Here is a 24,432-nt window from a genome sequence, read left to right as displayed (position 1 = left end):
CTCTGTGTTTGGCGTTGCCGCCAGCGTGCCGCCTACGCGGCGGGCGTTTCAATCGTCTGCCGACGCTCGAGTCACTTTTCTTTTGCTGGCCCAAAAGAAAAGTAACCCAAAGAAAACGGCCTAAGAGGCTCGTAGCGACATGTGGGTTACCAGCCCGGTGGACTGCGGCCAGCTTGATCGGTGACGTGATACCTCAGGGACAGCGGCTACCCAGTAACGCGCCGCGGCCGAGAGGACTTAAGGCAGACGGTCGCTGGTTCTAGTAGCGGTGATCATCGGGGAGAGGGGGAGTCTCGCCCCATGTCGCGGTGTGCCCCTGCGCGGGGCTGCGATTCCACCGGTCTCAGGTATTGGCGCCCTTTCCAAGCAAAGGGCAGCCCGCCTCACGCCAACCGCTGCGGCTCCTGCAGGAAGTTGCCCTGCACGAAGTCCACGCCGCAGGCGAAAAGCAGCGAGGTGCTGGCGGCGTCTTCGACCCACTCGGCGATGGTCAGCTTCTTCAGCTCGCGGGCCTGGCGGCAGATTTCGGCGACCTTTTTCTGGCTTTCCTGCTGCTGGGGCAGGTCGGCCATGTAGCTGCGGTCGATCTTCAGGTAGTCCGCGTCGATGTGGTTGAGCAACTGGAAGGAGTTCAGGCCCGAGCCGAACTGCTCCAGTGCGAACTGGCCGCCGAGCTGTTTCCACGCCCTGATGAATTCCTGCGCGGGGCGCAGCGAGGTCACGACCTTGCTCTCGGTGGTTTCGAGCACGAGCTTGCCGTTCTTCAGTCCCGCGCGACGCAGTTGCTCGCCCAGCCACGGCAGTAGCTGGGTGTCTTCCAGCGAGCCGGAGGTGAGCTTGACGAAGAACGTCGTGGGCGTGCCGCTGCGGTCGCGGGCGCGCAGATGCTCGATGGCCTGGTGCAGCACCCAGCGGTCGATGGCCGGGGTGAGGTTGTGCTTTTCCGCGATCGGCATGAAGAAGCCCGGCAGCACCTCGCCCTGTGGGCCGTTGAGGCGCAGCAGGATCTCGGAGAATTCGCCGTCGGCGTCCTGCAGGCTGATGGTCTGCTGGTGGTACAGCACGAAATCGTTCTGGGTCAGCGCCTGCTTCAGCACGCCCAGCCAGTAGCGCTCGCGCTCTTCCTCCGCCTTTTCGCGCGCGGCGGGGTCGTGCAGTTCGCTGCGGTTGCCGCCCTGGCTCTGCGCATTGCGCAGGGCCTGGCTGGCCTGGTTGAGCAGCAGTTCGGTGTTGGCATTGCGCTCGCCCAGCAGGCTGCCGCCGATGCTCGTGGTGACCGTGATGGAGCGCGTGCCCAGGTCGAAGATGCCGCCGGCGATCGCCTGCTGGAGCCCGGCGATCCACTGCTTGATGCTTTCGTCATTGCGGGTATGCAGCAGCACACCCACGGTGTGCTCAGCCAGCAGGCCGGCCGTGTCATGGGCGCCCAGCTGGCCCTCCACCCGGTTGGCGAAGGCGGCCAGCAGTTCGTCAGCCTTGGCCAGGCCCACGCCGGCGACGATGGCCTGCCAGTTGTCCGGCTCGATCAGCAGCAGCGACTGGCCCTTGACGCCTTCGGTGGCGGCGGAGACCGCCTGGTCGACGCACTCGAGCATGCGGGCGCGGTTGAACAGGCCGGTGACGGGGTCGCGCTGCAGCTGCTCGATGACGCTGGCGTCGATCTGCTGGCGACGGAACACCACCTGCAGGCAGGGCTCGCCCTCGAAGGTGGCGTGGGCGAAGTCCACGCTGGCCTTGAAGTTGCTGGCGTCGGCGCGACGCGCCTGCAGCTCGATCGGGGCGCTGGGCTTTTCCCCGCGCGAGAGGCCCTTGAGGGTGGTCTTGAACTCATCGGCGTCGGTGGGGCTGATCATGTCCAGCACCGGCAGTCCGAGCAGGTCGTCAAATTCGGTGTAGCCGAAGGTATCCAGGTAGGCCTGGTTGGCGCGCACGTGCATGCCTTCGTGCACGTAGGCGATGGCGTCGGTGGAGGAGTCCAGCAGGGCGTCGCAGCGGCGCTCCGATTCGCGCAGCGCGGTTTCCAGGCGGCGCAGCTGTCGGCGTGCATGGAGTGCGTCGAATTCCCGCTGCACCACCGCCATCAGCTGCTTGGGTTGCGTACGCAGCGCAACGCTGCGCGCGCCGCCCACAAAGAGTTCGGTGATGGTGGCGTTGTCGACCTGGCCGACCAGGGCGATCAGCGACAAATCGCGCCCATGCGCGTCGAGCAGGCGCGACACCTCGCGCAACTCCAGCGTGCCGACCGTCGGGTCGAACAGCACGACGTCCGGACCCAGTTCATCAAGCGCCGCATTGACCTGCTCGGCGCTGGTGGCGCGTGCGGGGCGGACGGCGATGCCGCTGTTGCGCAGCAGGCTGATGATCTGTTCCGCGTCTTCGACCGACTTTTCGATGAAAAGGATCTTGATGACCTGGTCTGTTTTCATGGGCACGTCGGTCTATCCATTGTTCGCCGCTGCTGTTGAAACCTGCCGTGACAGCAGGGCGCGGGCCTTGCGTGGTTGTAGCGGATTCCGCCCGTCACTGCCAGCGGAAAGTTTCCGGAAGTGACGCGGCCCACAAGTGTCGGGCGGGTATTACAGCGGGCGCTTGGATGCCTCGCCGCCAACCTCACGCACCAGCCTGGGCACGAGGTAGCCGGGCAGGCGGTGGCGCACGTCCTCGACCAGCGCGAGGGCGCATGCATCGTCCACTTCGAAGTGTGCGGCTCCCTGCACCCGGTCGAGCTGGTGCAGGTAATAGGGCAGGACGCCGGCGGCGAACAGGCGCTCGGACAGCGCGGCCAGGGTGTCCGCGTCGTCATTGATCCCGCGCAACAGCACGGACTGGTTGAGCAGGGTGGCGCCGGCCCCGCGCAGACGGCGGCAGGCTTCGTCGACATTGGCGTCGAACTCGTTGGCGTGGTTGGCGTGCAACACCACCACTTTCTGCAGCGGCAGCGCCGCCAGCCAGTCGACCAAGGCGTCGTCGACGCGCTCGGGCAGCACCACCGGCAGGCGGGTGTGGATGCGCAGGCGGGTGACGTGCGGAATGTCAGCGAGGCCGCGGGAAAGCTCCTCCAGCTTGGGCGTGGCCAGCGACAGCGGGTCGCCGCCCGAGAGGATCAGCTCGCTGATCGAGGCGTCAGCACGCACGTGCTCCAGCGCCTTGCGCCACTGCCCGGCAGCGGCCATCTCATCGCCGTAGGGGAAGTGGCGACGGAAGCAGTAGCGGCAGTTGATCGCGCAGCTGCCGCTGGCGATCAGCAGGGCACGCCCTTGGTACTTGTGCAGCACCCCTTGCGCCGAGCGGGCCGCCATGTCGCCGACAGCGTCCGTGCTGAAGCCCTCCACCTGGTCCAGTTCGGCCAGCTGGGGCAGGACCTGCAGCAACAGCGGGTCGTTCGGATCGCCCTGGCGCATGCGGGCCAGGAAGCCGCGAGGCACGCGCAGGGCAAAGCCCGCATCGTCCGCCGGCAATTGGTCGGCCAGGTGGGCCAGGCCGGCGGCCTCAAGCAGCTCGCGCGGGTCGGTGACGGCCTCGCGCCAGAGCGTGCGCCAGTCGGATCCGGGCGGAGATAGGCGGGCGGCTTGGCTTGCGGTTATCATAGTGGGTCTTGAAACGGGCCCCAGGCCCGGGGCAAACCCCTATTCTAGCCGCCTCCCAGCGGCATCACATCTGGAGCGCTACGCATGGCCACCGCCGGTCTCAACGACGTCAAGAAGGGTATGAAGATCCTTCACAACAATGACCCGTGGGTCATTACGGACGCCGACTTCATCAAGCCCGGCAAGGGTCAGGCGTTCACCCGCATCTTCATCCGCAACCTGAAGAACGGCCGCACTACCGAGCAGACCATGAAGTCCAGCGACTCCTTCGAAGTCGCCGACGTGGTCGATACCGACATGCAGTACCTGTACTCCGACGGCGAGTTCTGGCACTTCATGCACCAGGAAAGCTTCGAGCAGCACCAGGCCAGCAAGACCGGCATGGGCGACGCCGTGAAGTGGCTGAAGGGCGAGGAAGAGTGCGTGGTGACGCTGTTCAACGGCGAAATCATCTCCGTGCAGGCGCCGAACTTCGTCGAGCTGAAGATCACCGAGACCGACCCGGGCCTGCGTGGCGACACCTCCGGTGGCGGCGGCAAGCCGGCGACGCTGGAAACCGGCGCTGTCGTGCGCGTGCCGCTGTTCGTGACCACCGACGAAGTGATCAAGGTCGACACCCGCACGGGCGAGTACGTCAGCCGCGTCGGCAAGTGACGCATTGGCCCGCGCGCTTGCGCGCGGCTTGCCAATACGTCATCCCGGCGCAGGCCGGACGAGCGCGCAGCGCGAAGAACGTCCGCAGGACGGCCCCGAAGGGGCGAGCGCAGCGAGTCATCCAGTGAAGTACGTTGTGCGAAGCACGCGATATTGCTCTTGCGACGGTACGGCGAAAGTCACTGGATTCCGGCCTTCGCCGGAATGATGAGCGAAAAAGCGTCACGCCGTTAGGCAACCATGGGGCGGCCACCGCGAGGTGATCCGCCCCATGTCGTATCCACCACCGATAAAGCGAGCCTAAGGATGAGCCAGACCACCCCGCAATCCATCGACCTGTTGATCGAAGCGCGCTGGGTCGTGCCCGTGGAGCCTCACGGTGTCGTGTTGGAGCATCACGCGGTCGCGGTGGACAAGGGCGCGATCACCGCGTTGCTGCCGATTGCCGAGGCCCGCGCCGCCTATGCGCCGCGAGAGCGCGTCGAGCTGGGCGAGCACGTGCTGATCCCGGGCCTGGTCAACACGCACACGCACAACCCGATGACGCTGCTGCGCGGCCTGGCCGACGACCTGCCGCTGATGGTGTGGCTGCAGAAACACATCTGGCCGGTCGAGGGCCAGGTGATCGGCCATGAGTTCGTGCGTGACGGCGTGGAACTGGCGGTGGCGGAAATGATCCGTGGCGGGTCTACCTGCGCCAATGAGAACTACTTCTTCCCCGATGTCATCGGCGCCACTTACAAGCGCTTGGGTTTCCGCGCGGTAGTTGGCCTGCCGGTAATTGAATTCCCCACGGCGTGGGCGAAGACGCAGGACGAGTATTTCGACCGTGCCATCGAAGTGCACGACAGTTTCCTGGGCGATGCGCTGATCGGCACCTCGTTCGCGCCGCATGCGCCGTATACCGTCTCGGACGAGAGCTTCGAGCGCATCCGCGTGCTGTCCGACCAGCTGGATATCCAGGTGCACCTGCATACGCACGAGACTGCGCATGAGGTGGAAGAGGAGAAGGCCAAGAGCGGCCTGCGCCCGTTACAGCGCCTGCAGAAGCTCGGCATCGTCAACGATCGGCTGATCGCCGTGCACATGACCCAGCTGACCGACGGCGAGATCGCCGCCTGCGCGGAAGCCGGCGTGTCGGTGGTGCACTGCCCCGAGTCCAACCTCAAGCTCGCTTCGGGCTTCTGCCCGGCGGAGAAGCTGCGTCAGGCCGGCGTGAACGTGGCGCTCGGCACCGACGGTTGCGCCTCCAACAATGACCTGGACATGTTCGGCGAGATGCGCACCGCCGCGCTGCTGGCCAAGGCGGTGGCGGGTGATGCCGCGGCCTTCGATGCGGCCTATGCACTGCGCGCCGCCACGCTCAATGGCGCCCGCGCCATCGGCCTGGAAGATCGCATCGGCTCGATCGAGGCCGGCAAGCAGGCGGACCTTGCCGCTGTGCGCCTGTCCGATCTGGAAACGCAGCCGCTGTTCCACATCGCCTCGCAGCTGGTCTACGCGACCGGTCGTCATCAGGTGACGGATGTGTGGATCAACGGTGTGCGCAAGCTGGCCGGCCGCGTGCTTACCGATATCGACGTCGACGCCGTGCTGGCCAAGACGCATGCCTGGCGCGAACGTATCGCCGCGATCGACGCCGCCTGAGGATCCCCCATGAATCGCTACCTCGTCATGGCCATGCGCCGGCCGCATTTCGATCCGGCGGTGGTGCAGCCACACAAGGATTTCCTCGAAGGCCTGCGCGCCGGTGGTCGCCTGGAACTGTCAGGCGGCTTCAGCGACCAGTCTGGCGGCGCCTACCTGATGCGCGCGGAAAACCTGGATGAGGCGCTCGCCATCGCCCATCAGGACCCCGCGCATACCAGCGGAGGTTGGGATATCACGGTCTACGAATGGCAGGCGCGTTAAGCTCTGCGACCAGCTACCAAGGATGCTTCCGATGCAAGCCGCTGCCAATGTCAGCCCCGAGGAAATCGCCCGTTTCGGCAAGCTCGCCGCGCGCTGGTGGGATCCGGACGGCGAATCCCGCCCGCTGCATGACCTGAACCCCGTGCGCGCCGACTATGTCGCTGCGCGGTTGGACCTGCGCAACGCGCGCGTGGCCGATGTCGGCTGCGGCGGTGGACTGCTCAGCGAAGCCCTGGCCAAGGCTGGCGCGCGCGTCACCGGCATCGACCTCGGCGAGAAAGTGATCGAGATCGCCCGGTTGCACCTGCATGAATCGCGACTAGAGAAGCCCGAGCTGTCGATCGACTATCGCGTGCAGTCGTCGGCTGAACTGGCTGCGGCCGAACCGGAGAGCTTCGACGCGGTGTGCTGCATGGAGCTCATCGAGCACGTGCCCGATCCCGAGGCGCTGGTGCAGGATCTCGCTCGCATGGTGAAGCCCGGCGGCGTGGTGGTGATGTCCACACTCAACCGCACGCCCGCGGCGTTTGGCGCGGCCATCCTCGGCGCCGAATACCTCATGCGCATGCTGCCGCGCGGTACGCATCACTACGCCCAATTCCTCAAGCCGTCCGAACTGGGACGCCTGATGCGCCACGCGGGCCTGGAAGTGCAGGACGTCTCCGGCCTGGGTTACAACCCCATCAACCGCAAGGCCTGGCTGAGCCGGATCACCGCGGTCAACTACCTGATCAGCGCACACAAGCCGGCATGAAGGCGTTCCCCGAGTCCATCCAGGGCGTGCTGTTCGACCTCGACGGCACCTTGCTCGACAGCGCCACTGATCTTTACGCCGCGCTGCAAACGCAGTGCGATGAAATGCAGGTGGCCGCCCCGCCTTACGCGATGGTGCGTGAGGTGGTATCGCGGGGCTCTCGCGCCATCCTGCGTTGTGCGTTTCCCGACCACGATGACGACGGACTGATGCAGCTCGTGCCGCGCTACCTGGAGATCTACCAGGCGGTGATGGCCCAGCACACGCGCCCCTTCGACGGCGTCGAGGCATTGCTCGCCACCATCGAGTCGCAGGGAATGGCCTGGGGCATCGTCACCAACAAGCCGGGCTTCCTCACTGACGATCTGGTGCAGCGCATCGGCTGGGCCGGGCGCGCTGCGGCAGTGGTGTCGGGCGACACACTGCCGGTGAAGAAACCCGACCCGGCGCCGGTGCTGCTCGCCTGCGAACGCGCTGGGCTCGACCCCGCCCACTGCCTGTTCGTGGGCGACGACCGACGCGACGTGCAGGCCGGCGAAGCCGCCGGCATGTACACCGTGGCCGTGCGTTGGGGTTACCTCGACGGCGGCGATCCCCATGCGTGGGGCGCCGACCTGGTGCTCGAGCATCCCTCGGACCTCACTCGTCGCCTGCAGGTGGCGGCATGAGCGAGGCGGCGCTGCAGAGCTATATCGACAAATGGCTGGCGGTGCAGCCGCAGCAGCGCATCGCGCTCGCCTTCGTCGACCCTCACACCTATCCCGGCCACGTGGCGCTCGCTGCGCTGGAGCAGGAACTGCTGGCCGCCGCCTATGGCATTCGCGAGCCGCAGGTCGCCGCGACCAAGCTCAACTGGTGGGCGGAGGAGCTGTCTGGCGCCGCGGCCAGCGGTGGTCGCCATCCGTTGACCCAGGTGCTGTTCGACGATGAGCGCGCCCATGCGCTGCCGAACGAGCGTTGGGTGGCGCCGGTACTGGCCGCGATGGCGCAACTGGAGCAGGGCACGGCCGCCGATTTTCCGGCCCAGCTGGCCGCCGGCGGCATGTTGCACGGAGCCCTGGCTTCGCTGGAAACAGCCTGGTGGTATGGCGAGGGCGCCTCGGCCGAACACGCCTCGCGGGTCGCCACGCTGTCCCACCTCGTGTTCGCCCTGATGCGCCTGGAAGAAGACGCGGAGCGCGACCGCCTGGCCTTGCCGATGGCGCGACTGGCCCGTCACGGGCTCAGCCGCCACGATCTGCGCACGGCCAGCACCGCGCGCGAGGAAGCCGTTCGTGCCCAGCTGGAGGACCTGCACGCAGCCTGGGGTACAGCCGGGCAGCTTCCGGGGCCGCTCAGTGCATTCCGTGGGCTGGAGGCGCGCCAGGGCCGCACCTTGGTGGCCAAGGCCCGCAAGGCGGCCGATCCGCTCGCCGTGCTGCGCAAGGGGCAGGGGCGTCAGGGGCCCGGCGTGGCCTGGCAGGCCTGGCTGGCGGCGCGGGCCTGGCGCCGGCAGGCCGGCTGAACGCCGCTTCGGACGCATCGTTTCCGCTGCGCCACTATTGCCCGACCGCCAGGCTGCCCCAAGATTGGTTCTCGTTTGCGGCGGCCCCGACCGCTGAGTCACAGGATTTCCGCTATGTACAACGAGGAAAACACCGCTCGCCTGCTGCCCGACGTGGCCGTGCACGCCCAGCCCCACCTGGCCGGCGAGTTGGACTGGGTGGGCATGAACGGCATCGAGGTGCCGGTGCGCTTCGACGCGGGTGATGGCGACGCGCAGCGCGCGAGCGCCCGCGTGGGCGCCTTCGTCAACCTGCGCCGTCCCGACAAGCGCGGCATCCACATGTCGCGTCTGTACCTGATGGTCGAGCAGGCGCTCAGCACGCAGACGCTCAGCGCCGACAGCCTGCGCGATCTGCTGAAGGGTTTCCTGGAGTCCCACAAGGATCTTTCCGACCGCGCCTGCCTCAGCATCCGCTTTGAGCACCTGGTGCGAAGGCCGGCGCTGCGCAGCAGCAACAGCGGCTGGCGCGCCTATCCGGTGTGCATCGAAGCGAGCCTGGTGGGCGATGAGTTCCTGCTCGAGTTCGGCACCGAAGTCGTCTATTCCTCCACCTGTCCCGCTTCGGCGGCGCTTTCGCGCCAGTTGATCCAGGACCAGTTCGCGCGCGACTTCGATGCCGCCGCGCAGCTCGACCACGCCGCCGTGCTGGCCTGGCTCGGCAGCGAGAAGGGCATCGTGGCCACGCCGCATGCGCAGCGCAGCGTGGCGCGCCTGCGGGTGCGTCCGGCCAATGGCGCGAAATTCAACCTGATCGACCTGATCGACCAGACCGAGCACGCGCTGGGCACGCCGGTGCAGACCGCGGTCAAGCGCGAGGACGAGCAGGCCTTCGCGCGCGCCAACGGTGGCAACCTGATGTTCTGCGAGGACGCCGCCCGGCGCATCCAGAAAGCGCTCGATGCCGACGCCAGCCTCGGCGACTTCCACATCCGTGTGGAGCACCAGGAGAGCCTGCATCCGCACGACGCCGTGGCCTACGCCAGCAAGGGCGTCGAGGGCGGTTACGCCGGCAAGGGCTGCGATTGAGCCCGGTGGCAGGGGCTGCCTGTTAGGATCGGGGATGCCTCACGCCAGGCTCCCCGCTCAGGAGATTTGCATGCTGTCCCGTGTTTCCCTGCTGGCCATCGGCGCGCTCGCGCTGTCGGCCTGCTCGCTGTTCCCGCATCACGCCAAACCCGACACAACCGCTGCCGCGCCCACTCCGACGGCGGCGCCCGTGCACCAGACGCTGATGAAGTCGCTTGTCGGTGACATTCGCTACGAACTGCCGCAGCCGCTGCCAGCCGACGCCACGCTGAGGGTGACCCTGGCCGACGTGAGCCGCCAGGGCGCGCCCGCGCGCACCGTGTCCGAGGAGCGCATCCAGCCGGTCGGGGCCTCGCCCGTGGATTTTCTGATCAGCTACGACCCTGCGGACCTGCGCGATGGCGTGGACTTCGCCATCAACGTGCGCCTCGAACAGGGTGACAAGTTGCTCGCAATCAATGACACCCGGGTCAGCGTGCTGGGCCGCTCGGGCGAGAATGGCCCGGTGAGCATCACGCTGAAGGCCGTACCCTGATTCTTTCCCCTTCCTGAGGGAAACCCCGCTCGCGCCGGTCATTCCTGCGTTCGCAGGAATGACCAGTTGAGCGCAAGGGGTTACCGGGCGAACGCCAGCCGCTGGCCGCGCACGCCCTGGTCGACGGCGCTGCCGTCCCACACGCGCTGGCCGTTGACGAAGGTGGCCGCGATCGAGCTGTTGAAGGTGTAGCCCTCGAACGGCGACCAGCCGCACTTGGACAGCACTTCCTCGCGGCGCACGGTGTGCGGCTTGTTCGGATCGACCAGCACCAGGTCGGCGGCATAGCCTTCACGCAGGTAGCCACGTTCCTTCACGTCGAACAGGGTGGCGGGGGCATGCGTCACGGCTTCGACCACACGTTCTAGCGTCAGCTTGCCCTCGAACACGCGCTGCAGCGCCGCCTGCAGCGCGAACTGCACCAGCGGCAGGCCGCTCGGAGCCTTGTCATACAGCTGGCCCTTTTCCTCCAGCAGGTGCGGCGCGTGGTCGGTGGCCAGCACATCGAGGCGACCTTCCGCCAGCGCCTTGATGATCGCCTCGCGGTCGGCGGCGGTCTTGACTGCCGGGTTGCACTTGATCAGGAAGCCCAGGCGCTCGTAGTCGCGATCATCGAAGTGCAGGAAGTGCACGCAGGTTTCCGCGGTGATTCGCTTGCCCTTGATCGGGCCCGGTTCGAACAGCGCCAGTTCGTCCGCGGTGGAGATGTGCAGCACGTGCAGCCGGCTGTTGTGGCGGCGCGCCAGTTCGATCGACAGCCGGGTGGACTTGATGCACGCCTCGCGCGAGCGGATCAGCGGGTGCTCCCAGGCAGGGATGTCATCACCGTACTTTTCGTGGGCCTTGGCGAGGTTCGCGTCGATCATCGGCGTGTCCTCGCAATGCGTGATGATCGGCGTCGGCGCCTCGCGGAAAATGCCGTCGAGCACTTCAGGGTTGTCGACCAGCATGTTGCCGGTGGACGCGCCCATGAACACCTTGATGCCCGGCGCCGACAGTGGGTCCAGGCGGCGGATCGCCTCGAGGTTGTCGTTGCTGGCGCCGAGGTAGAACGCGTAGTTGACCGCGGAGGTTTCCGCCGCGCGGGCGTACTTGGCCTCCAGCGAGTCGCGATCCAGGGCAGGGGGCTTGGTGTTGGGCATCTCCATGAAGCTGGTGATGCCGCCGGCGGCGCAGGCGCGCGATTCGTGGGCGATGTCGGCCTTCTGGGTCAGCCCGGGTTCGCGGAAGTGGACCTGGTCGTCGATCATGCCGGGGAACAGCCACAGGCCGCTGGCGTCCACCACTTGTTCGCCGGGACGCGCGGCGAGCTCGCCGGCAATGGCGTCGATGCGGCCTTGCTTCACGCGCACGTCGGCGTGGAAACGGCGGCCTTCATTGACCAGTTCGGCGTTCTTGATCAGCCAGTCAGTGGACATGATTTGCTCCAGGGTTGCGGCAACGGCGGAAGGTGAACTGCTCGGGGACGGGGTCATCCCCCCCCTCGCACAACGGCTGGCAGCGCAACAGGCGCCAGCCGGTCAGTGCGCCGCCCCGCAGCGGACCGAAGCGCACGACCGCAATCCGTGCATAATCGGAACAGCTGGGATGGAAGCGGCAGCGCTGACCCAGCAGGGGGCTTAGCCAGCGCTTGTAGAAGCCGAGCAGTAGAAGTATTAGTCGGGTCACGACGGTTTTACGCTGCCGAAACGGCTTGCGGCATGTAGTGTCGCAAAGTATTCCAGAAGCAAGGTTGCCGGTGTTAGATACTTGGGCTATAACACCCGGCCGCCAAGGCCAAAATGGTGAAGGGAAATGGCGAAAACGACGCGTAGTGCGACAGCCACCAAGCCGCAGAAGGGAAAGACTGCCGGCAAGGTGAAAGAGGTCAAGGCTGCCAAGAAGCCCGCTACGGCGCGGGTTGCGAAGGCGGCGGCCAGCAAGGCTGCAGCGGCCAAAAAGCCCGCGGCCAAGAAAGCCGTGACCAAGAAACCTGCCGTGAAGAAGCCCGTCGCCAAGAAAGTCGCCAAGGCCCCGGCCAAGCACGTCGCCGCCAAGAAGCCCGCGCCCAAGCCGGCGGCCAAGAAGGCTGCCCCGGCGAAAAAGCCGGCGGTGGTCAAAAAGTTAGCCAAGCCGGCTCCGAAGAAGGTCGCTGTTCCCGCCAAGAAGCAGCCGCCCAAGACGGTCGCCAAGCCCGCGCCCGCCGCGAAGCCTGCCAAGGTGGAACCGGCCAAGGCTGCCGTCAAGGCGACCCCGGCCAAGCAGCCGGTCGCTCCAAAGGCGGCGGCTCCGACGCCGGCGCCCAGGTCCACCCCCATTCCCGCCGCGCCGGTGAAGCCGGCTGCCCCACCTATTGCAGGTAAGGTAGCCAGCGCCACCGCCCGACATACCCCCATCAAGAAACAGAAAGCTCAGCAGTCCTCGATGAACAAGTCCGCTACTCTCGACAATGGCATCACCCGTGAAGACGGCCGTTATGCGCTGCCTTCCACCACCCTGATCGACCTGCCCAAGGGTTACCGTCCCTCGAATGACGAGGAGTACATGAACCCCAAGCACCTCGCTTACTTCCGCAACAAGTTGCGTGAGTGGCGTGACCAGTTGGTGGAGGAATCGCGCCAGACCATGGAGAACCTCCGTGACGAGGTGCGCGATGTGGGCGACGAAGCCGAGCGCGCCACCCGCGAGACGGAGAACTCGCTGGAGCTGCGCACCCGCGACCGCTACCGCAAGCTGATCTCCAAGATCGACAAGGCGCTGCGCCGCATTGAAGAAGGCCGCTACGGCTACTGCGAAGAGACCGACGAGGAAATCGGGCTCGAACGCCTCGACGCCCGCCCGATCGCCACCCTGTCGCTCGATGCGCAGGAGCGTCGCGAGCATCTGCAGAAGCAGATGGGCGACTGATCGCTCGACGCGTCCCTGGTTGGAAAAGACAAAGCCCCGCCATTGGCGGGGCTTTGTTTTGCGAGAAGGTCCAGGTCCGGTGCGCCGTGCCGCCGACGCCGGAATGACGGCTTGGGAGACGCGGGCTCAGGTATTGAGCGTTGCCGCCGCGTACGCCTTGAGCTTGGCCAGCATCGCCGCCAAGCCGTTCGAGCGCGTGGGCGACAGGTGCTTGGCCAGGCCGATGGCTTCGATGAAGCGCGGCTCGGTGGCGACGATCTCACGCGCCGGGCGGTCGGAATACACGCGAAGCACCAGCGCGATCAGGCCGGAGACAATGGCCGAGTCGCTGGCCGCCTGGAAATGCAGCTTGTCCCCGTGGACGCTTGGCGCCAGCCAAACCATCGACTGGCAGCCGTGCACGCGGTAGTCCTCGGTCTTCAGTTCATCGGCGAGCGGCGGCAACTGCTTGCCCAGGTCGATCAGGTATTGATAGCGCTCGGTCCAGTCGCCGAAGAAGGCAAACTCCTCGACAATGTCCTGCTGCGCCTGTTCGGCATTCGGTGTGGCGATAGCGTTCATACGCGCATTATCGCGCGTTTGCCGCTTAACCGCCCCCTATGACTCCCTCTCCCCATGGGAAAGAAGGCCGCAGCGAGGGCCAAACGGGTGAAGAGCGAGTGCGCATTGCATGACCACCAGTCGCGAGCTCCTGGTGATCCGTAGGTCACGTCCCGTGCAAGAACCGGGTTGTCTCAGCCCTTGGCCACGCTCCACCGGGTGCCCTGCGCGCCGTCCTCGATGACGATGCCCATGGCGGTAAGTTCATCGCGGATGGCATCGGCCCGCTTGAAATCGCGGGACGCGCGCGCGGCGCGACGTTCTTCCAGCAGCGCTTCGATGCGAGACTCGTCGATCTCACCGGCGCCGCCTGCCTGCTTGAACCAGGCCTCCGGGTCCTGCTGCAGCAGGCCGAGCAGGGCGCCGGCGCCCTGCAGGGCGGCCTTGGCCGTCCGCCTGGCATCGTCGTCGCTGGCCTGGCGTGCGGCATCGGCCAGCTGAGCCAGCTCGGCCAGTGCCTGCGGCGTATTCAGGTCGTCGCACAGCGCCGCTTCCACTGCATCAGGCACAGGCAGCCTGGCCGAGTCCACCTCGACATCGACCAGGTCGCGCAGCACGCGGTACCAACCGTCGAGCGTGCTGATCGATTGCGTGATGGCCGCTTCGGACCAGTCCAGCGGCTGTCGGTAGTGGCCGCGCATGAGCAGCAGGCGCAGTGCCTCGGGCGGATGCGTCTTGAGCAACTCGTGCACCAGCATCACGTTGCCCAGCGACTTGGACATCTTGCGGCCGCTGAAGGTGAGCATGCCGTTGTGCATCCAGAAGCGCGCGAACACCTTGCCACCATGCGCGCAGGTCGACTGGGCGATCTCGTTTTCATGGTGCGGGAACTGCAGGTCAACGCCGCCGGCATGGATGTCGATGGTGTCGCCCAGGTGGGCCTCGGTCATGGCCGAGCATTCGATGTGCCAGCCGGGGCGGCCGCGTCCCCAGGGGCTGTCCCAGCCGGGCAGTTCCGGTGTGGAGGGCTTCCACAGCACGAAGTCGCCGGGGCTCTTCTTGTAGGGAGCCACCTCGACGCGCGCGCCCGCCAGCAGCTCTTCCGGATCGCGACCGGACAGGGCGCCGTAGGCGGGGTACGAGTCCACTTCGAACAACACGTGGCCTTCGGCGGCGTAGGCGTGGCCATCCTCGACCAGGCGCTCGATCATCGCGATGATCTGCGGGATATGCGCGGTGGCGTGCGGCTCCACGTCGGGCGGGGCGATGCCCAGCGCGGCCATGTCTTCGCGATAGGCCTGCGCATAGCGGGTGGTGATGCTTTCGATGCCCACGCCCAGTTGCAGGGCGGCGTTGTTGATCTTGTCGTCGACGTCGGTGATGTTCCGCGCGTAGACCACGTTCGGGTAGTGGCGGCGCAGCAGCCGCGCCAGCACGTCGAACACCACCGGACCGCGCGCATTGCCGATATGCACGTAGTTGTAGACGGTCGGTCCACACAGGTACATCGTCACCCGGTTGGGATCGAGCGGGGTGAACGGTTCGACGCGGCGCGTCAGGCTGTTGTGGAGCGAAATGGGCATCGGCGGGAGGTCTGGACGGTGGTGGCGGGCGCCTGCTGGCGCTGCCGGTCGCGCATCTTAACAAGCCGCAGGGCGCGCCGCAGGCGGTTGGCGGGCCGGTTGCCGGGGTCCCCTGCAACCTGCGGACCCAAGGCGGGGAGATCGGCCGGAAGTTCCTGGGCTTTAGGAAAAGTTCTAAGCCTCGATTCAGAGAGATTTTGTTGCAATGGATGGTAAGAGGTGCACAAATGCGCCCAACTTGCCCCCCGCGGAGGCCGCAGTGACCAAGTGGTTGTTCCCCGCGCTGGCGCTATCGATGATAGCGACCGGCGTGTGTGCGCAGGATGCGCGGTACCAGAACCAGAATGATGACAACACCCATTACGGTTGGGCCGACGTGCTGCGCGTCGATCCGGTGTATGGGGTGGCTCGTACCGAAGTCCCGCGCCAGGAATGCTACGACCAGCCGGTCGTGCGCCAGGCACCGCCGCAGGGTTCGGCCGCCGGCACCATCCTCGGCGCCGTCGTGGGCGGCGTGCTCGGCAGCACGGTAGGCAAGGGCGACGGAAGGACCGCGGCCACCGTGGCCGGCGCGGTCGCCGGCGGCGCCGTGGGCAACAGCGTCTCGGCCTCCGGCGGTGGCGAGTACCAGACCACCGAGACCCATTGCCGCCAGGTCAATGCGGTCAGCGAGCAGCGCCGGATCATGGGCTACGACGTGGAATACCGTTATCGCGGCGAGGTCTACCTGTCCCGCCTGAACTACGATCCCGGCGAGCGCCTGCGGGTCCGGGTGAGCGTTTCTCCCGCCGACTGAGACACGCCAGCATCGCCGCCTCCGGGCGGCGATCTTGCATCCGTCTGTGGCGAACCCCCGCTGCTTGTTGCATGGCAGCGAAAATCCCGTCATGATGCGCGTTCCATCACCCGGTACACCCATGTCCGCAGCCGTCTATACCGCCACCGTACTCACCAGCGCCCGCATGGCCGCTGGCATGACGTCGCGTGCGCGCCGACCGCTGGTCCGACATCTGGCCGGGTAGGCTGTCGCACGCGTTTCATGTGTATCGACGACAAAACCCGGCCTGCAGCCGGGTTTTTTTGTTTCCGGAATCCGAAGTTTCGACCAGGACATTCACCAACATGACTCTCCGCCACTTTCTGACCACCCAGGACTACAGCCGCGCCGAGATCGACGCGCTGCTCGATGAGGCCGCGGCCTTCAAGCGCTCCCCGCGCGGCCAGCAGCTGGCGGGCAGGTCGGTGGCGCTGATGTTCTTCAATCCCTCGATGCGCACGCGCACCAGCTTCGAACTGGGCGCGTTCCATTTGGGTGGCCACGCCATCGTGCTGGCGCCGGGCAAGGATGCGTGGCCGATCGAGTTCGAAGTCGGCACGGTGATGGAAGGTGATACCGAAGAGCACATCGCCGAGGTTGCGCGAGTGCTGTCGCGCTACGTGGACCTGATCGCTGTTCGCGCCTTCCCGAAGTTCCAGAACTGGTCGGTCGATCGCGAGGACAACGTGATCAAGGCGTTCGCCAAGTACGCCACGGTGCCGGTGATCAACATGGAGACCATTACCCATCCGTGCCAGGAACTGGCCCACGCGCTCGCGCTGAAGGAGCACCTGGGCAGCCTGCAGAACAAGAAGTACGTGCTGACCTGGACCTATCACCCGAAGCCGCTCAACACCGCGGTGGCCAATTCGGCGCTGCTGATCGCCACCAAGATGGGCATGGACGTGACCCTGCTGTGCCCGACGCCGGACTATGTGCTCGATGAGCGCTACATGGAGTTCGGCTACCAGAACGCGAAGGAGAACGGTGGCTCGCTGAAGGTCAGCCATGACGTCGAGGAAGCCTATCGCGGCGCCGACGTGGTCTACGCCAAGAGCTGGGGCGCGCTGCCGTTCTTCGGTCGCTGGGAGCAGGAAAAGCCGATCCGCGACGCCCACAGGCACTTCATCGTGGACGAGGCCAAGATGGCGCTGACCAACAACGGCCTGTTCAGCCACTGCCTGCCGCTGCGTCGCAATGTGAAGGCCACCGATGCCGTGATGGATTCGCCGGCCTGCATCGCCATCGATGAAGCCGAGAACCGCCTGCACGTGCAGAAGGCGGTGATGGCGTCCCTCATCGGCCAGCGCTGATCATGTATCTGCCCCCGTACTTCAAGGAAATCGACGCCTGCCGGCTGGACGCGCTGATGCGCGATTACCCGTTCGCCACCGTCATCGTGCATGGCGAGGGCGGCGTCGCCGCCAATCACCTGCCGCTGGAGCGCGCGGGCGAGTCGCAATTGCATGGCCACGTGGCGCGTGGCAACGAGCTGGCGAAGCTGGATGGCGCCGAAGTGCTGGTGATCTTCCGCGGGCCGGACGGCTACGTGAGCCCGAACTGGTACCCGAGCAAGCAGGAGACCCATCGCGAAGTGCCCACCTGGAACTACGCGGTGGTGCACGTGCATGGCCGCCTGCGCGTGATCGACGATGCCGTGTGGTTGCGTGCCTTGCTGGAGCGGCTGACCGATCGCCACGAGGCCGGCCAGCCCAAGCCCTGGCATGTGTCCGAGGCGCCGGAAGACCACATCGAGAAGAGCCTGCGCGCGATCGCAGGCATCGAGATCACCATCGAGCGCATCGAAGGCAAGTTCAAGCTGAGCCAGAACCACCCCACGGCCAATCGCCAGGGCGTGATCGCAGGTCTGGGTGAGCGTGCGGGCCGTGGCGATGCGGAACTCGCCGCGCTGATGAGCCAACTCGAAAAGGACAGGGCATGAGCAGGACGCACCAGCACCAGTACCGGGCAGAGGTGACCTGGACCGGCAACCAGGGCTCGGGCACCAGGACTTACCAGGGCTACAGCCGTGCGCACGAGATCCGCATCGCCGGCAAGCCGGTGATCGAGGGTTCGTCCGATCCGATGTTCCGCGGCGATGCCAGCAGGCTCAACCCGGAGGACATGCTTGTCACGGCGCTGTCCACCTGCCACATGCTGTCCTACCTGCACCAGGCGGTGCTGGCCGGAGTGGTGGTGACCGCCTATGTGGACCACGCCGAGGGCGTCATGGAAACCGATGCGCACGGCGGCCGCTTCGTCGAAGTGGTGCTGCGCCCGGTGGTGACCATCAGCGCCGACAGCGACCCGGCCAAGGCCACCTCTGCGCACGAGCCGGCGCACCACGCCTGCTTCATCGCCAATTCCGTGAATTTCCCGGTGCGCTGCGAACCGCGCATCGTCGTTGAATCTGCCTGATCACGCACTTTGAATGCAATTCAAAGTGTTCAATTGAAATTATCCGTTTAGCCTTCCATTTTCAGGATCTGCAAGCCATGAGCAAAGACATCGTTCTCGCCTTCTCCGGTGGCCTCGACACGAGCTTCTGCGTGCCCTACCTCAAGGAGCGCGGCTGGGCCGTGCATACCGTCTTCGCCGACACCGGCGGCGTGGACGCCGAGGAGCGCGCCTATATCGAGCAGCGCGCCAAGGAACTGGGCGTGGCCAGCCACGTCACCGTGGACGGCGGTCCGGCGATCTGGGAAGGCTTCGTGAAGCCCTTCGTGCAGGCTGGCGAGGCCTACCAGGGCCAGTACCCGCTGCTGGTGTCCGACCGCTACCTGATCGTGGACGCCGCCATCGCGCGCGCCAAGGAGCTGGGCACCAAGGCCATCGCGCACGGTTGCACGGGCATGGGCAACGACCAGGTGCGTTTCGACCTGGCGGTCAAGGCGCTGGGCGATTACGAAATCGTGGCGCCGATCCGTGAGATCCAGAAGGAGCACACCCAGACGCGTGCCTACGAGCAGGCTTATCTGGAGGAGCGTGGCTTCGAGGTGCGCGCCAAGCAGAAGAGCTACACCATCAACGAGAACCTGCTGGGCGTGACGCTGTCCGGTGGTGAAATCGACCACTGGAAGACCCCGGGCGAAGGCGCGCGTGGCTGGTGCAAGCCGCGCGCCGAATGGCCGTCTGAAAAGCTCACGGTCACCCTCGGCTTCGAGAAGGGTGAGGCCGTGTCGCTGAACGGTCAAAAGCTGCCGGGCGCCAAGCTGCTGGCCAAGCTCAATGAACTGTTCGCGCCGTACGGCGTGGGTCGCGGCATGTACACCGGCGACACCACCATCGGCCTCAAGGGCCGCATCGTGTACGAGGCTCCGGGCCTGATCTCGCTGCTCGCCGCGCATCGTGCGCTGGAAGAGGCGGTGCTGACCAAGCAGCAGAACCGCTTCAAGCCGGAAGTGGCGCGCAAGTGGGTTGAGGTCGTCTACGAAGGTTTCTTCCATGATCCGATCAAGACCGACCTCGAGGCGTTCCTTGCTTCCAGCCAGGCCTGTGTCAACGGCGAGGTGGTGCTGGAGACCTCCGGCGCCCAGGTGACCGCGGTGGAAGTGCGTTCGCCGCACATCCTCAACGCCAAGGGCGCGACCTACGCGCAGTCGGCGGACTGGGGCGTGGCCGAGGCCGAGGGCTTCATCAAGCTGTTCGGCATGAGCAGCACGCTGTGGGCTGAGGTCAATCGCAGCTGATGCCCGTCATCCCGGCGGAGGCCGGGATCCAGTGACTTTTGCTGATGAATGCAAAGGCGCTGGATTCCTGCTTTCGCAGGAATGACGGTGAAGTATCAACAAGGCCACAACTCCACCAGACGGATCGCATGAGCGCACTACTGGACGACACCCTCCGACATCTTCGAGCGCTGGTCGGCTTCGACACGCGCAATCCGCCGCGCGAGATCGGCACGGGCGGCATCTTCGACTACCTGCGGGACAACCTGCCGGGCTTCGATGTCACCGTGACCGATTACGGCGCAGGCGCCGTGACCCTGTATGCCGTGCGTGGACAGCCGAAGGTGCTGTTCAACGTGCACATGGACACGGTGCCTGATTCGCCGCACTGGACGGCCAGTCCTCACGAGCTGCGTGTGACGGCGGACCGCGCCATCGGCCTCGGCGCCTGCGACATCAAGGGCGCTGCCGCCGCGCTGGTGGCGGTGGCCAATGTCACCGACGGCGACATGGCGTTGCTGTTGTCCACCGACGAGGAGGCCAATGACCCGCGTTGCGTCGCCGGCTTCCTCAAGGGGAAACCGGCCTACGACGCGGTGATCGTCGCCGAACCTACCAAGGGCGAAGCGGTGCTGGCGCATCGTGGCATCCATTCGGTGCAGATGCGTTTCAAGGGCAGCGCCGGTCACGCCTCGGGCGAGCAGAAGCCCAGCGACAGCGCCTTGCACCAGGCCATGCGCTGGGGCAGTGCGGCGCTGGACTTCGTCGAGCGGCAATCGCACGAGCGCTTCGGCGGCCTCACTGGCCTGCGCTTCAACATCGGCAAGGTCGAAGGCGGCATCAAGGCGAACATGATTGCGCCGTCGGCAGAGGTTCGCTTCGGCTTCCGGCCGCTGCCGACCATGCATCCGGACCGGATGCTGGACGCCTTCCGCACCCTGGTCGAACCGCAGCCGGTGGAGTTCGCCGAACTGTTCCGCGGCGATTCCCTGCCGGCGGGCGACACCGCCACGGCCGAGGCGCGTCGCCTCGCCGCGCGCGACCTGGCCGACGAGCTGGGCATTCCGATCGGCAACGCCGTGGACTTCTGGACCGAAGCCGCGCTGTTCTCGGCCGCCGGCTACATCTGCTTCGTCTACGGCCCGGGCGACATCGCGCAGGCCCATACCGCCGACGAGTGGGTCTCGCTCGCACAGCTGCAGCATTACGCCGACACCATCTACCGCATCATCGATAAGAGCTAAGTCAACGTGGAAGCCCACAAGCACACCCGGAAAACCATCGTCCGCCTGCTATCGAGCATGGGCAGCGCGAAGGAGATCCAGCAATACCTCAAGCGTTTCTCCCAGCTGGACGCCAAGCGCTTCGCCGTGGTGAAGGTCGGTGGCGCCGTCCTGCGCGACGATCTCCCGGCGCTCACTTCCTCGCTGACCTTCCTGCAGCAGGTAGGCCTGACCCCGATCGTCCTGCACGGCGCCGGTCCGCAGCTCGACGAGGAGTTGTCGGCCGCCGGCATCGAGAAGCAAACGGTCAACGGCCTGCGCGTGACCACGCCCAAGGCGCTCGCCATCGTGCGCAAGGTGTTCCAGGAGCAGAACCTGCGCCTTGTCGAGGCTTTGCAGAGCATGGACACGCGCGCCACTTCGGTGTCGTCGGGTGTGTTTACCGCCGACTACATTGATCGTGATACCTACGGTCTGGTCGGCAAGGTCAGCAAGATCAACCTGGCGCCCATCGACGCCAGCCTGCGCGCGGGTTCCATCCCGGTGATCGCCAGCCTGGGCGAGACGGAGGAGGGGCAGATCCTCAACGTCAACGCGGACTTCGCGGCGAACGAGCTGGTGCGCGTGCTGCAGCCGTACAAGATCGTGTTCCTCACTGGTACCGGCGGCCTGCTGGACGACCAGGGCAAGATCATCGACTCGATCAACCTCAGCACCGAGTTCGAGCACCTGATGTCGCAGCCGTGGATCAACGGCGGCATGCGCGTGAAGATCGAACAGATCGCCGATCTGCTCAACGACTTGCCGCTCACTTCGTCGGTGTCGATCACCCAGCCGTCCGAGCTGGCCAAGGAGCTGTTCACCCACAAGGGCTCGGGCACCCTGGTGCGCCGCGGCGAGAAGGTGCAGCGCTTCGATTCGTGGGACGGCATCGACCTGGAGCGCATGCGCACCCTGATCGAGTCGAGCTTCGGCCGCGCGCTGGTGCCGGAATACTTCCAGCGCACCACGCCGTTCCGCATCTACGTGAGCGAGAACTATCGCACCGCGATGATCCTCACCCTGGAAGACGGCCTGCCGTACCTGGACAAGTTCGCGGTGCTGGACGATGCACAGGGCGAAGGCCTGGGGCGTGCCGTGTGGCAGGTGATGCGGGAGGAAAACCCCCAGCTGTTCTGGCGCTCGCGCCACGGCAACAGCGTCAACCATTTCTACTACGCCGAATCGGATGGCTGCCTGAAGCAGCCGCGCTGGAAAGTGTTCTGGTACGGCATTGAAGACTTCGACACGATTGCAAGCTGCGTGGCGCATTGCGCCCAGCGTCAGCCGACCCTGGTGGACTGAATCATGAGCACGACCCAACATCGCATCGGCATCGTCGGCGCACGCGGCCATACCGGCGCCGAGCTGATCCGCCTCGTGGCCAGCCATCCTGCCCTGGAGCTCGTCTTCGTCTCCTCGCGTGAGCTGGACGGCCAGCGAGTGGCGGATAACGTGCCAGGCTTCGAAGGTGAATTGCGTTACGCCAGCCTCGATCCGGAGGCGGTCGCAGCGCAAGGCGCCGACGTGGTGGTGCTGGCCCTGCCCAATGGCAAGGCTGCGCCGTACGTGGAGGCCATCGACAAGGCAAAGCCGGACACGCTGATCGTGGATCTGTCGGCCGACTACCGCTTCGACGAGCGTTGGTACTACGGCCTGCCGGAACTGACCCGCCAGCGTTGGCGCGGCGAAAAGCGCATCAGCAATCCGGGCTGCTATGCAACCGCGGTGCAGCTGTCGATTGCTCCGCTGAAGGACCTGTTGGCGGCGCCGCCGGTGAGTTTCGGCGTGTCGGGCTACTCGGGCGCCGGCACGACCCCGTCTGACCGCAACGATCCCGAGAAGCTGCGCGACAACCTGATGCCGTACTCGCTCACCGGGCACATGCATGAGAAGGAGGCCAGCCGCCACCTGGGCGTGCCGGTGGAGTTCATGCCGCACGTGGCGCCGCACTTCCGTGGTCTCACCGTCACCACCAACCTGTATCTGGCCCGCCCGGTGAAGCGCGAGGACATCGTGAACCGCTTCCATGGCGCCTATGACGGCGAAAAGCTGGTGCACGTGCAGGACGAGGCGCCGTGGGTCAGCCAGATTGCGCACAAGCACCACGTGGACATCGGCGGCTTCGCCGTTTCCAGCGACGGCAAGCGCGTCGTGGTGGTGGCGACCCTGGACAACCTGCTCAAGGGCGCCGCGACGCAGGCCATGCAGAACATCAACCGCGCGATTGGCGTGGACGAGTACACCGCGATTCCGGTTTGAAGGCGAGAAGTGAGTGAAGAGGAGTGAGTAGTGAGAGTTATGCCTTCGACTCTCGCTTTCTCTCGTTTCTCACTTCTGCCTACTATTTTCTCAAGGATTCTTTATGTCCCAGCCCCTCTGGCAGAAGTCCAACATCAAGATCGACGCCCGCATCATGCAGTTTCTCGCCGGCGACGACGTGCTGCTGGATCGCGAGTTCTTCCTGCATGACATCACCGCCAGCAAGGCCCATGTGGAGGGTCTGGCCAACATCGGCGTGGTCAGCGCCGACGAGGCCTCCGCGCTCAAACGCGAGCTGGACGCGCTTACCGAAGATTTTCGCGCCGGCGCTTTTGTGCTGGACGAGCGCTACGAGGACGGCCACTCGGCCATTGAGGCGCGCCTCACCGAGCGCCTTGGCGACGCCGGCCGCCGCGTGCACACCGGCCGCAGCCGCAATGACCAGATCCTGGTGGCCACGCGCCTGTGGCTGAAGGAACAGCTGGCTGCGCTGGAGCAGCACTGCAAGGCGATCGCATCGGTCTGCCTGGAGCGCGCCGCGCAGCCGGCCATCCCGTTGCCGGGCTATACCCACCTGCAGCGCGCGGTGGTGTCGTCTACCGCGATGTGGTTCGCCGGATTCGCGGAGGGGTTCATCGACAACGCGCTGCGCGCGAAGCAGACGGCGCTGCTGATCGACGCCAACCCGCTGGGTACGGCCGCCGGTTACGGGGTGAACCTCAAGCTCGATCGCGAACACACCACGCAGGCGCTGGGCTTTGCGCGCATGCAGGTGTCGCCGATCTACGCACAGCTCTCGCGCGGCAAGTTCGAGATGGCCGTGCTGGAGGCCATAGCCGGCGCCTTGCTGGATTTGCGTCGCCTGGCCTGGGATCTTTCCCTGTTCACCACCGCCGAGTTCGACTTCGTGAAGCTGCCGTCGGAATACACCACCGGCAGCTCGATCATGCCCAACAAGCGGAACCCGGACGTGGTGGAACTGCTGCGCGCCAGCTACGCCAGCGTGGCGGCGGCGCGCACCGAGATCGAACAGCTGCTGTCGCTGCCTTCGGGCTATCAGCGCGACCTGCAGTTCTCCAAGGGCTCGCTGTTCCACGGCTGCCGCCATGGCCTGGCCGCGCTGGAGCTGGTTCCGGACCTGCTGGCGCGCATGGCGTGGAACGAGCCGGCCATGCGCGCAGCGATCGAGCCGGCCATGTACGCCACCGACGTGGCGATCGAACAGGCGGCGGCCGGCGTGCCGTTCCGCGATGCCTATAGGGCGGCGGCCGACGCCGCGGCCTCGGCGGGCGAGGGGCGCACCCCCGAGGGCAGCCTGGCGGCGCGCGTATCGCCCGGTTCGGGTAATGACCTGCGGCTGGACGAATTGCGCGCTAGACTCAGCCGTCTGGATGGCTAAAT

24 protein-coding genes are annotated in these 24,432 nt (G+C 66.1%); 18 read left to right on the top strand and 6 right to left on the bottom strand.

Features of this window, described 5'->3' with window-relative positions; all coding sequences use genetic code 11:
• Window positions 1–383 precede the first annotated feature (383 nt).
• A complete protein-coding gene (locus DVT68_RS03915; RefSeq protein WP_114823715.1) occupies window positions 384–2,426 on the bottom strand; it encodes a GGDEF/EAL domain-containing response regulator in 2,043 nt (680 codons plus the stop codon).
• A 150-nt stretch (window positions 2,427–2,576) separates the two neighbouring features.
• On the bottom strand, window positions 2,577–3,587 hold the full coding sequence (epmB, locus tag DVT68_RS03910; protein WP_114823714.1) for an EF-P beta-lysylation protein EpmB: 1,011 nt from the start codon (window positions 3,585–3,587) through the stop codon (window positions 2,577–2,579).
• 84 nt (window positions 3,588–3,671) lie between these two features.
• Between epmB and efp the strand changes: the two genes are divergently transcribed.
• From efp to DVT68_RS03870, 8 genes are all read left to right on the top strand, one after another.
• Window positions 3,672–4,241: an elongation factor P gene (gene efp / locus DVT68_RS03905; RefSeq protein ID WP_114823713.1), complete on the top strand. Its 570-nt coding sequence runs from the start codon at window positions 3,672–3,674 to the stop codon at window positions 4,239–4,241.
• 306 nt (window positions 4,242–4,547) lie between these two features.
• The gene (locus DVT68_RS03900; RefSeq protein WP_114823712.1) at window positions 4,548–5,888 is read left to right on the top strand and encodes a TRZ/ATZ family hydrolase; all 1,341 of its coding nucleotides are present in this window, start codon (window positions 4,548–4,550) and stop codon (window positions 5,886–5,888) included.
• Window positions 5,889–5,897: 9 nt separating this feature from the next.
• On the top strand, window positions 5,898–6,152 hold the full coding sequence (locus tag DVT68_RS03895) for a YciI family protein (protein WP_114823711.1): 255 nt from the start codon (window positions 5,898–5,900) through the stop codon (window positions 6,150–6,152).
• 31 nt (window positions 6,153–6,183) lie between these two features.
• The gene (gene ubiG, locus DVT68_RS03890; RefSeq protein WP_114823710.1) at window positions 6,184–6,906 is read left to right on the top strand and encodes a bifunctional 2-polyprenyl-6-hydroxyphenol methylase/3-demethylubiquinol 3-O-methyltransferase UbiG; all 723 of its coding nucleotides are present in this window, start codon (window positions 6,184–6,186) and stop codon (window positions 6,904–6,906) included.
• The gene (gene gph / locus DVT68_RS03885; protein ID WP_114823709.1) at window positions 6,903–7,574 is read left to right on the top strand and encodes a phosphoglycolate phosphatase; all 672 of its coding nucleotides are present in this window, start codon (window positions 6,903–6,905) and stop codon (window positions 7,572–7,574) included. Before ubiG ends, gph begins: the two co-directional genes overlap by 4 nt.
• The gene (locus DVT68_RS03880) at window positions 7,571–8,410 is read left to right on the top strand and encodes a squalene/phytoene synthase family protein (RefSeq protein ID WP_114823708.1); all 840 of its coding nucleotides are present in this window, start codon (window positions 7,571–7,573) and stop codon (window positions 8,408–8,410) included. The genes gph and DVT68_RS03880 overlap by 4 nt, the downstream gene beginning before the upstream one ends.
• Window positions 8,411–8,524: 114 nt before the next feature.
• Window positions 8,525–9,478, top strand: a complete 954-nt coding sequence (gene folE2 / locus DVT68_RS03875) for a GTP cyclohydrolase FolE2 (protein WP_114823707.1) — start codon at window positions 8,525–8,527, stop codon at window positions 9,476–9,478.
• Window positions 9,479–9,548: 70 nt separating this feature from the next.
• Window positions 9,549–10,013 carry a YbaY family lipoprotein gene (locus DVT68_RS03870; protein WP_158543450.1) on the top strand — a complete coding sequence of 155 codons (465 nt, stop codon included), beginning with the start codon at window positions 9,549–9,551 and terminating at the stop codon, window positions 10,011–10,013.
• An 80-nt stretch (window positions 10,014–10,093) separates the two neighbouring features.
• On the opposite strand, the gene DVT68_RS03865 is transcribed toward DVT68_RS03870, so the two are convergent.
• Window positions 10,094–11,431, bottom strand: coding sequence for a dihydroorotase (locus DVT68_RS03865; RefSeq protein WP_114823705.1), 1,338 nt, complete (start codon window positions 11,429–11,431; stop codon window positions 10,094–10,096).
• Window positions 11,421–11,681, bottom strand: coding sequence for a membrane protein insertion efficiency factor YidD (gene yidD / locus DVT68_RS03860; RefSeq protein WP_233523331.1), 261 nt, complete (start codon window positions 11,679–11,681; stop codon window positions 11,421–11,423). The genes DVT68_RS03865 and yidD overlap by 11 nt, the downstream gene beginning before the upstream one ends.
• A 126-nt stretch (window positions 11,682–11,807) precedes the next feature.
• Here yidD and dksA point away from each other — a divergent pair, with 126 nt between their 5' ends.
• Window positions 11,808–12,899, top strand: a complete 1,092-nt coding sequence (gene dksA / locus DVT68_RS20640; protein ID WP_233523330.1) for an RNA polymerase-binding protein DksA — start codon at window positions 11,808–11,810, stop codon at window positions 12,897–12,899.
• Window positions 12,900–13,025: 126 nt separating this feature from the next.
• Here dksA and DVT68_RS03845 read toward each other — a convergent pair whose 3' ends face one another.
• On the bottom strand, window positions 13,026–13,460 hold the full coding sequence (locus tag DVT68_RS03845; protein WP_114823703.1) for a SufE family protein: 435 nt from the start codon (window positions 13,458–13,460) through the stop codon (window positions 13,026–13,028).
• 173 nt (window positions 13,461–13,633) lie between these two features.
• Window positions 13,634–15,022 carry a cysteine--tRNA ligase gene (gene cysS, locus DVT68_RS03840; RefSeq protein WP_114823702.1) on the bottom strand — a complete coding sequence of 463 codons (1,389 nt, stop codon included), beginning with the start codon at window positions 15,020–15,022 and terminating at the stop codon, window positions 13,634–13,636.
• Between the two features lie 259 nt (window positions 15,023–15,281).
• Here cysS and DVT68_RS03835 point away from each other — a divergent pair, with 259 nt between their 5' ends.
• The 9 genes from DVT68_RS03835 to argH all read left to right on the top strand — a co-directional run bounded on the left by DVT68_RS03835 (window position 15,282) and on the right by argH (window position 24,430).
• Entirely contained in the window at window positions 15,282–15,818 is a 537-nt protein-coding gene (locus DVT68_RS03835) for a glycine zipper 2TM domain-containing protein (RefSeq protein WP_233523329.1), read from the top strand.
• A gap of 326 nt (window positions 15,819–16,144) precedes the next feature.
• Window positions 16,145–17,152 (top strand): N-acetylornithine carbamoyltransferase, encoded by a 1,008-nt coding sequence (locus DVT68_RS03830; RefSeq protein WP_114823701.1) that lies wholly within the window; start codon window positions 16,145–16,147, stop codon window positions 17,150–17,152.
• 2 nt (window positions 17,153–17,154) lie between these two features.
• Window positions 17,155–17,781, top strand: coding sequence for an FMN-binding negative transcriptional regulator (locus tag DVT68_RS03825; protein ID WP_114823700.1), 627 nt, complete (start codon window positions 17,155–17,157; stop codon window positions 17,779–17,781).
• Window positions 17,778–18,257 carry an OsmC family protein gene (locus tag DVT68_RS03820; RefSeq protein ID WP_114823699.1) on the top strand — a complete coding sequence of 160 codons (480 nt, stop codon included), beginning with the start codon at window positions 17,778–17,780 and terminating at the stop codon, window positions 18,255–18,257. The genes DVT68_RS03825 and DVT68_RS03820 overlap by 4 nt, the downstream gene beginning before the upstream one ends.
• 77 nt (window positions 18,258–18,334) lie before the next feature.
• Window positions 18,335–19,528 (top strand): argininosuccinate synthase, encoded by a 1,194-nt coding sequence (locus DVT68_RS03815; RefSeq protein WP_114823698.1) that lies wholly within the window; start codon window positions 18,335–18,337, stop codon window positions 19,526–19,528.
• Between the two features lie 128 nt (window positions 19,529–19,656).
• On the top strand, window positions 19,657–20,751 hold the full coding sequence (locus DVT68_RS03810) for an acetylornithine deacetylase (RefSeq protein WP_114823697.1): 1,095 nt from the start codon (window positions 19,657–19,659) through the stop codon (window positions 20,749–20,751).
• A gap of 6 nt (window positions 20,752–20,757) precedes the next feature.
• The gene (locus DVT68_RS03805; RefSeq protein ID WP_114823696.1) at window positions 20,758–22,074 is read left to right on the top strand and encodes an acetylglutamate kinase; all 1,317 of its coding nucleotides are present in this window, start codon (window positions 20,758–20,760) and stop codon (window positions 22,072–22,074) included.
• Window positions 22,075–22,077: 3 nt separating this feature from the next.
• Window positions 22,078–23,031: an N-acetyl-gamma-glutamyl-phosphate reductase gene (argC, locus tag DVT68_RS03800; protein ID WP_114823695.1), complete on the top strand. Its 954-nt coding sequence runs from the start codon at window positions 22,078–22,080 to the stop codon at window positions 23,029–23,031.
• Between the two features lie 103 nt (window positions 23,032–23,134).
• Entirely contained in the window at window positions 23,135–24,430 is a 1,296-nt protein-coding gene (gene argH / locus DVT68_RS03795; RefSeq protein WP_114823694.1) for an argininosuccinate lyase, read from the top strand.
• Window positions 24,431–24,432 lie beyond the last annotated feature (2 nt).

It is taken from the genome of Dyella solisilvae (assembly GCF_003351225.1).
GTDB lineage: Bacteria > Pseudomonadota > Gammaproteobacteria > Xanthomonadales > Rhodanobacteraceae > Dyella > Dyella solisilvae.
This window is presented reverse-complemented; position numbering and strand designations above follow the sequence as displayed.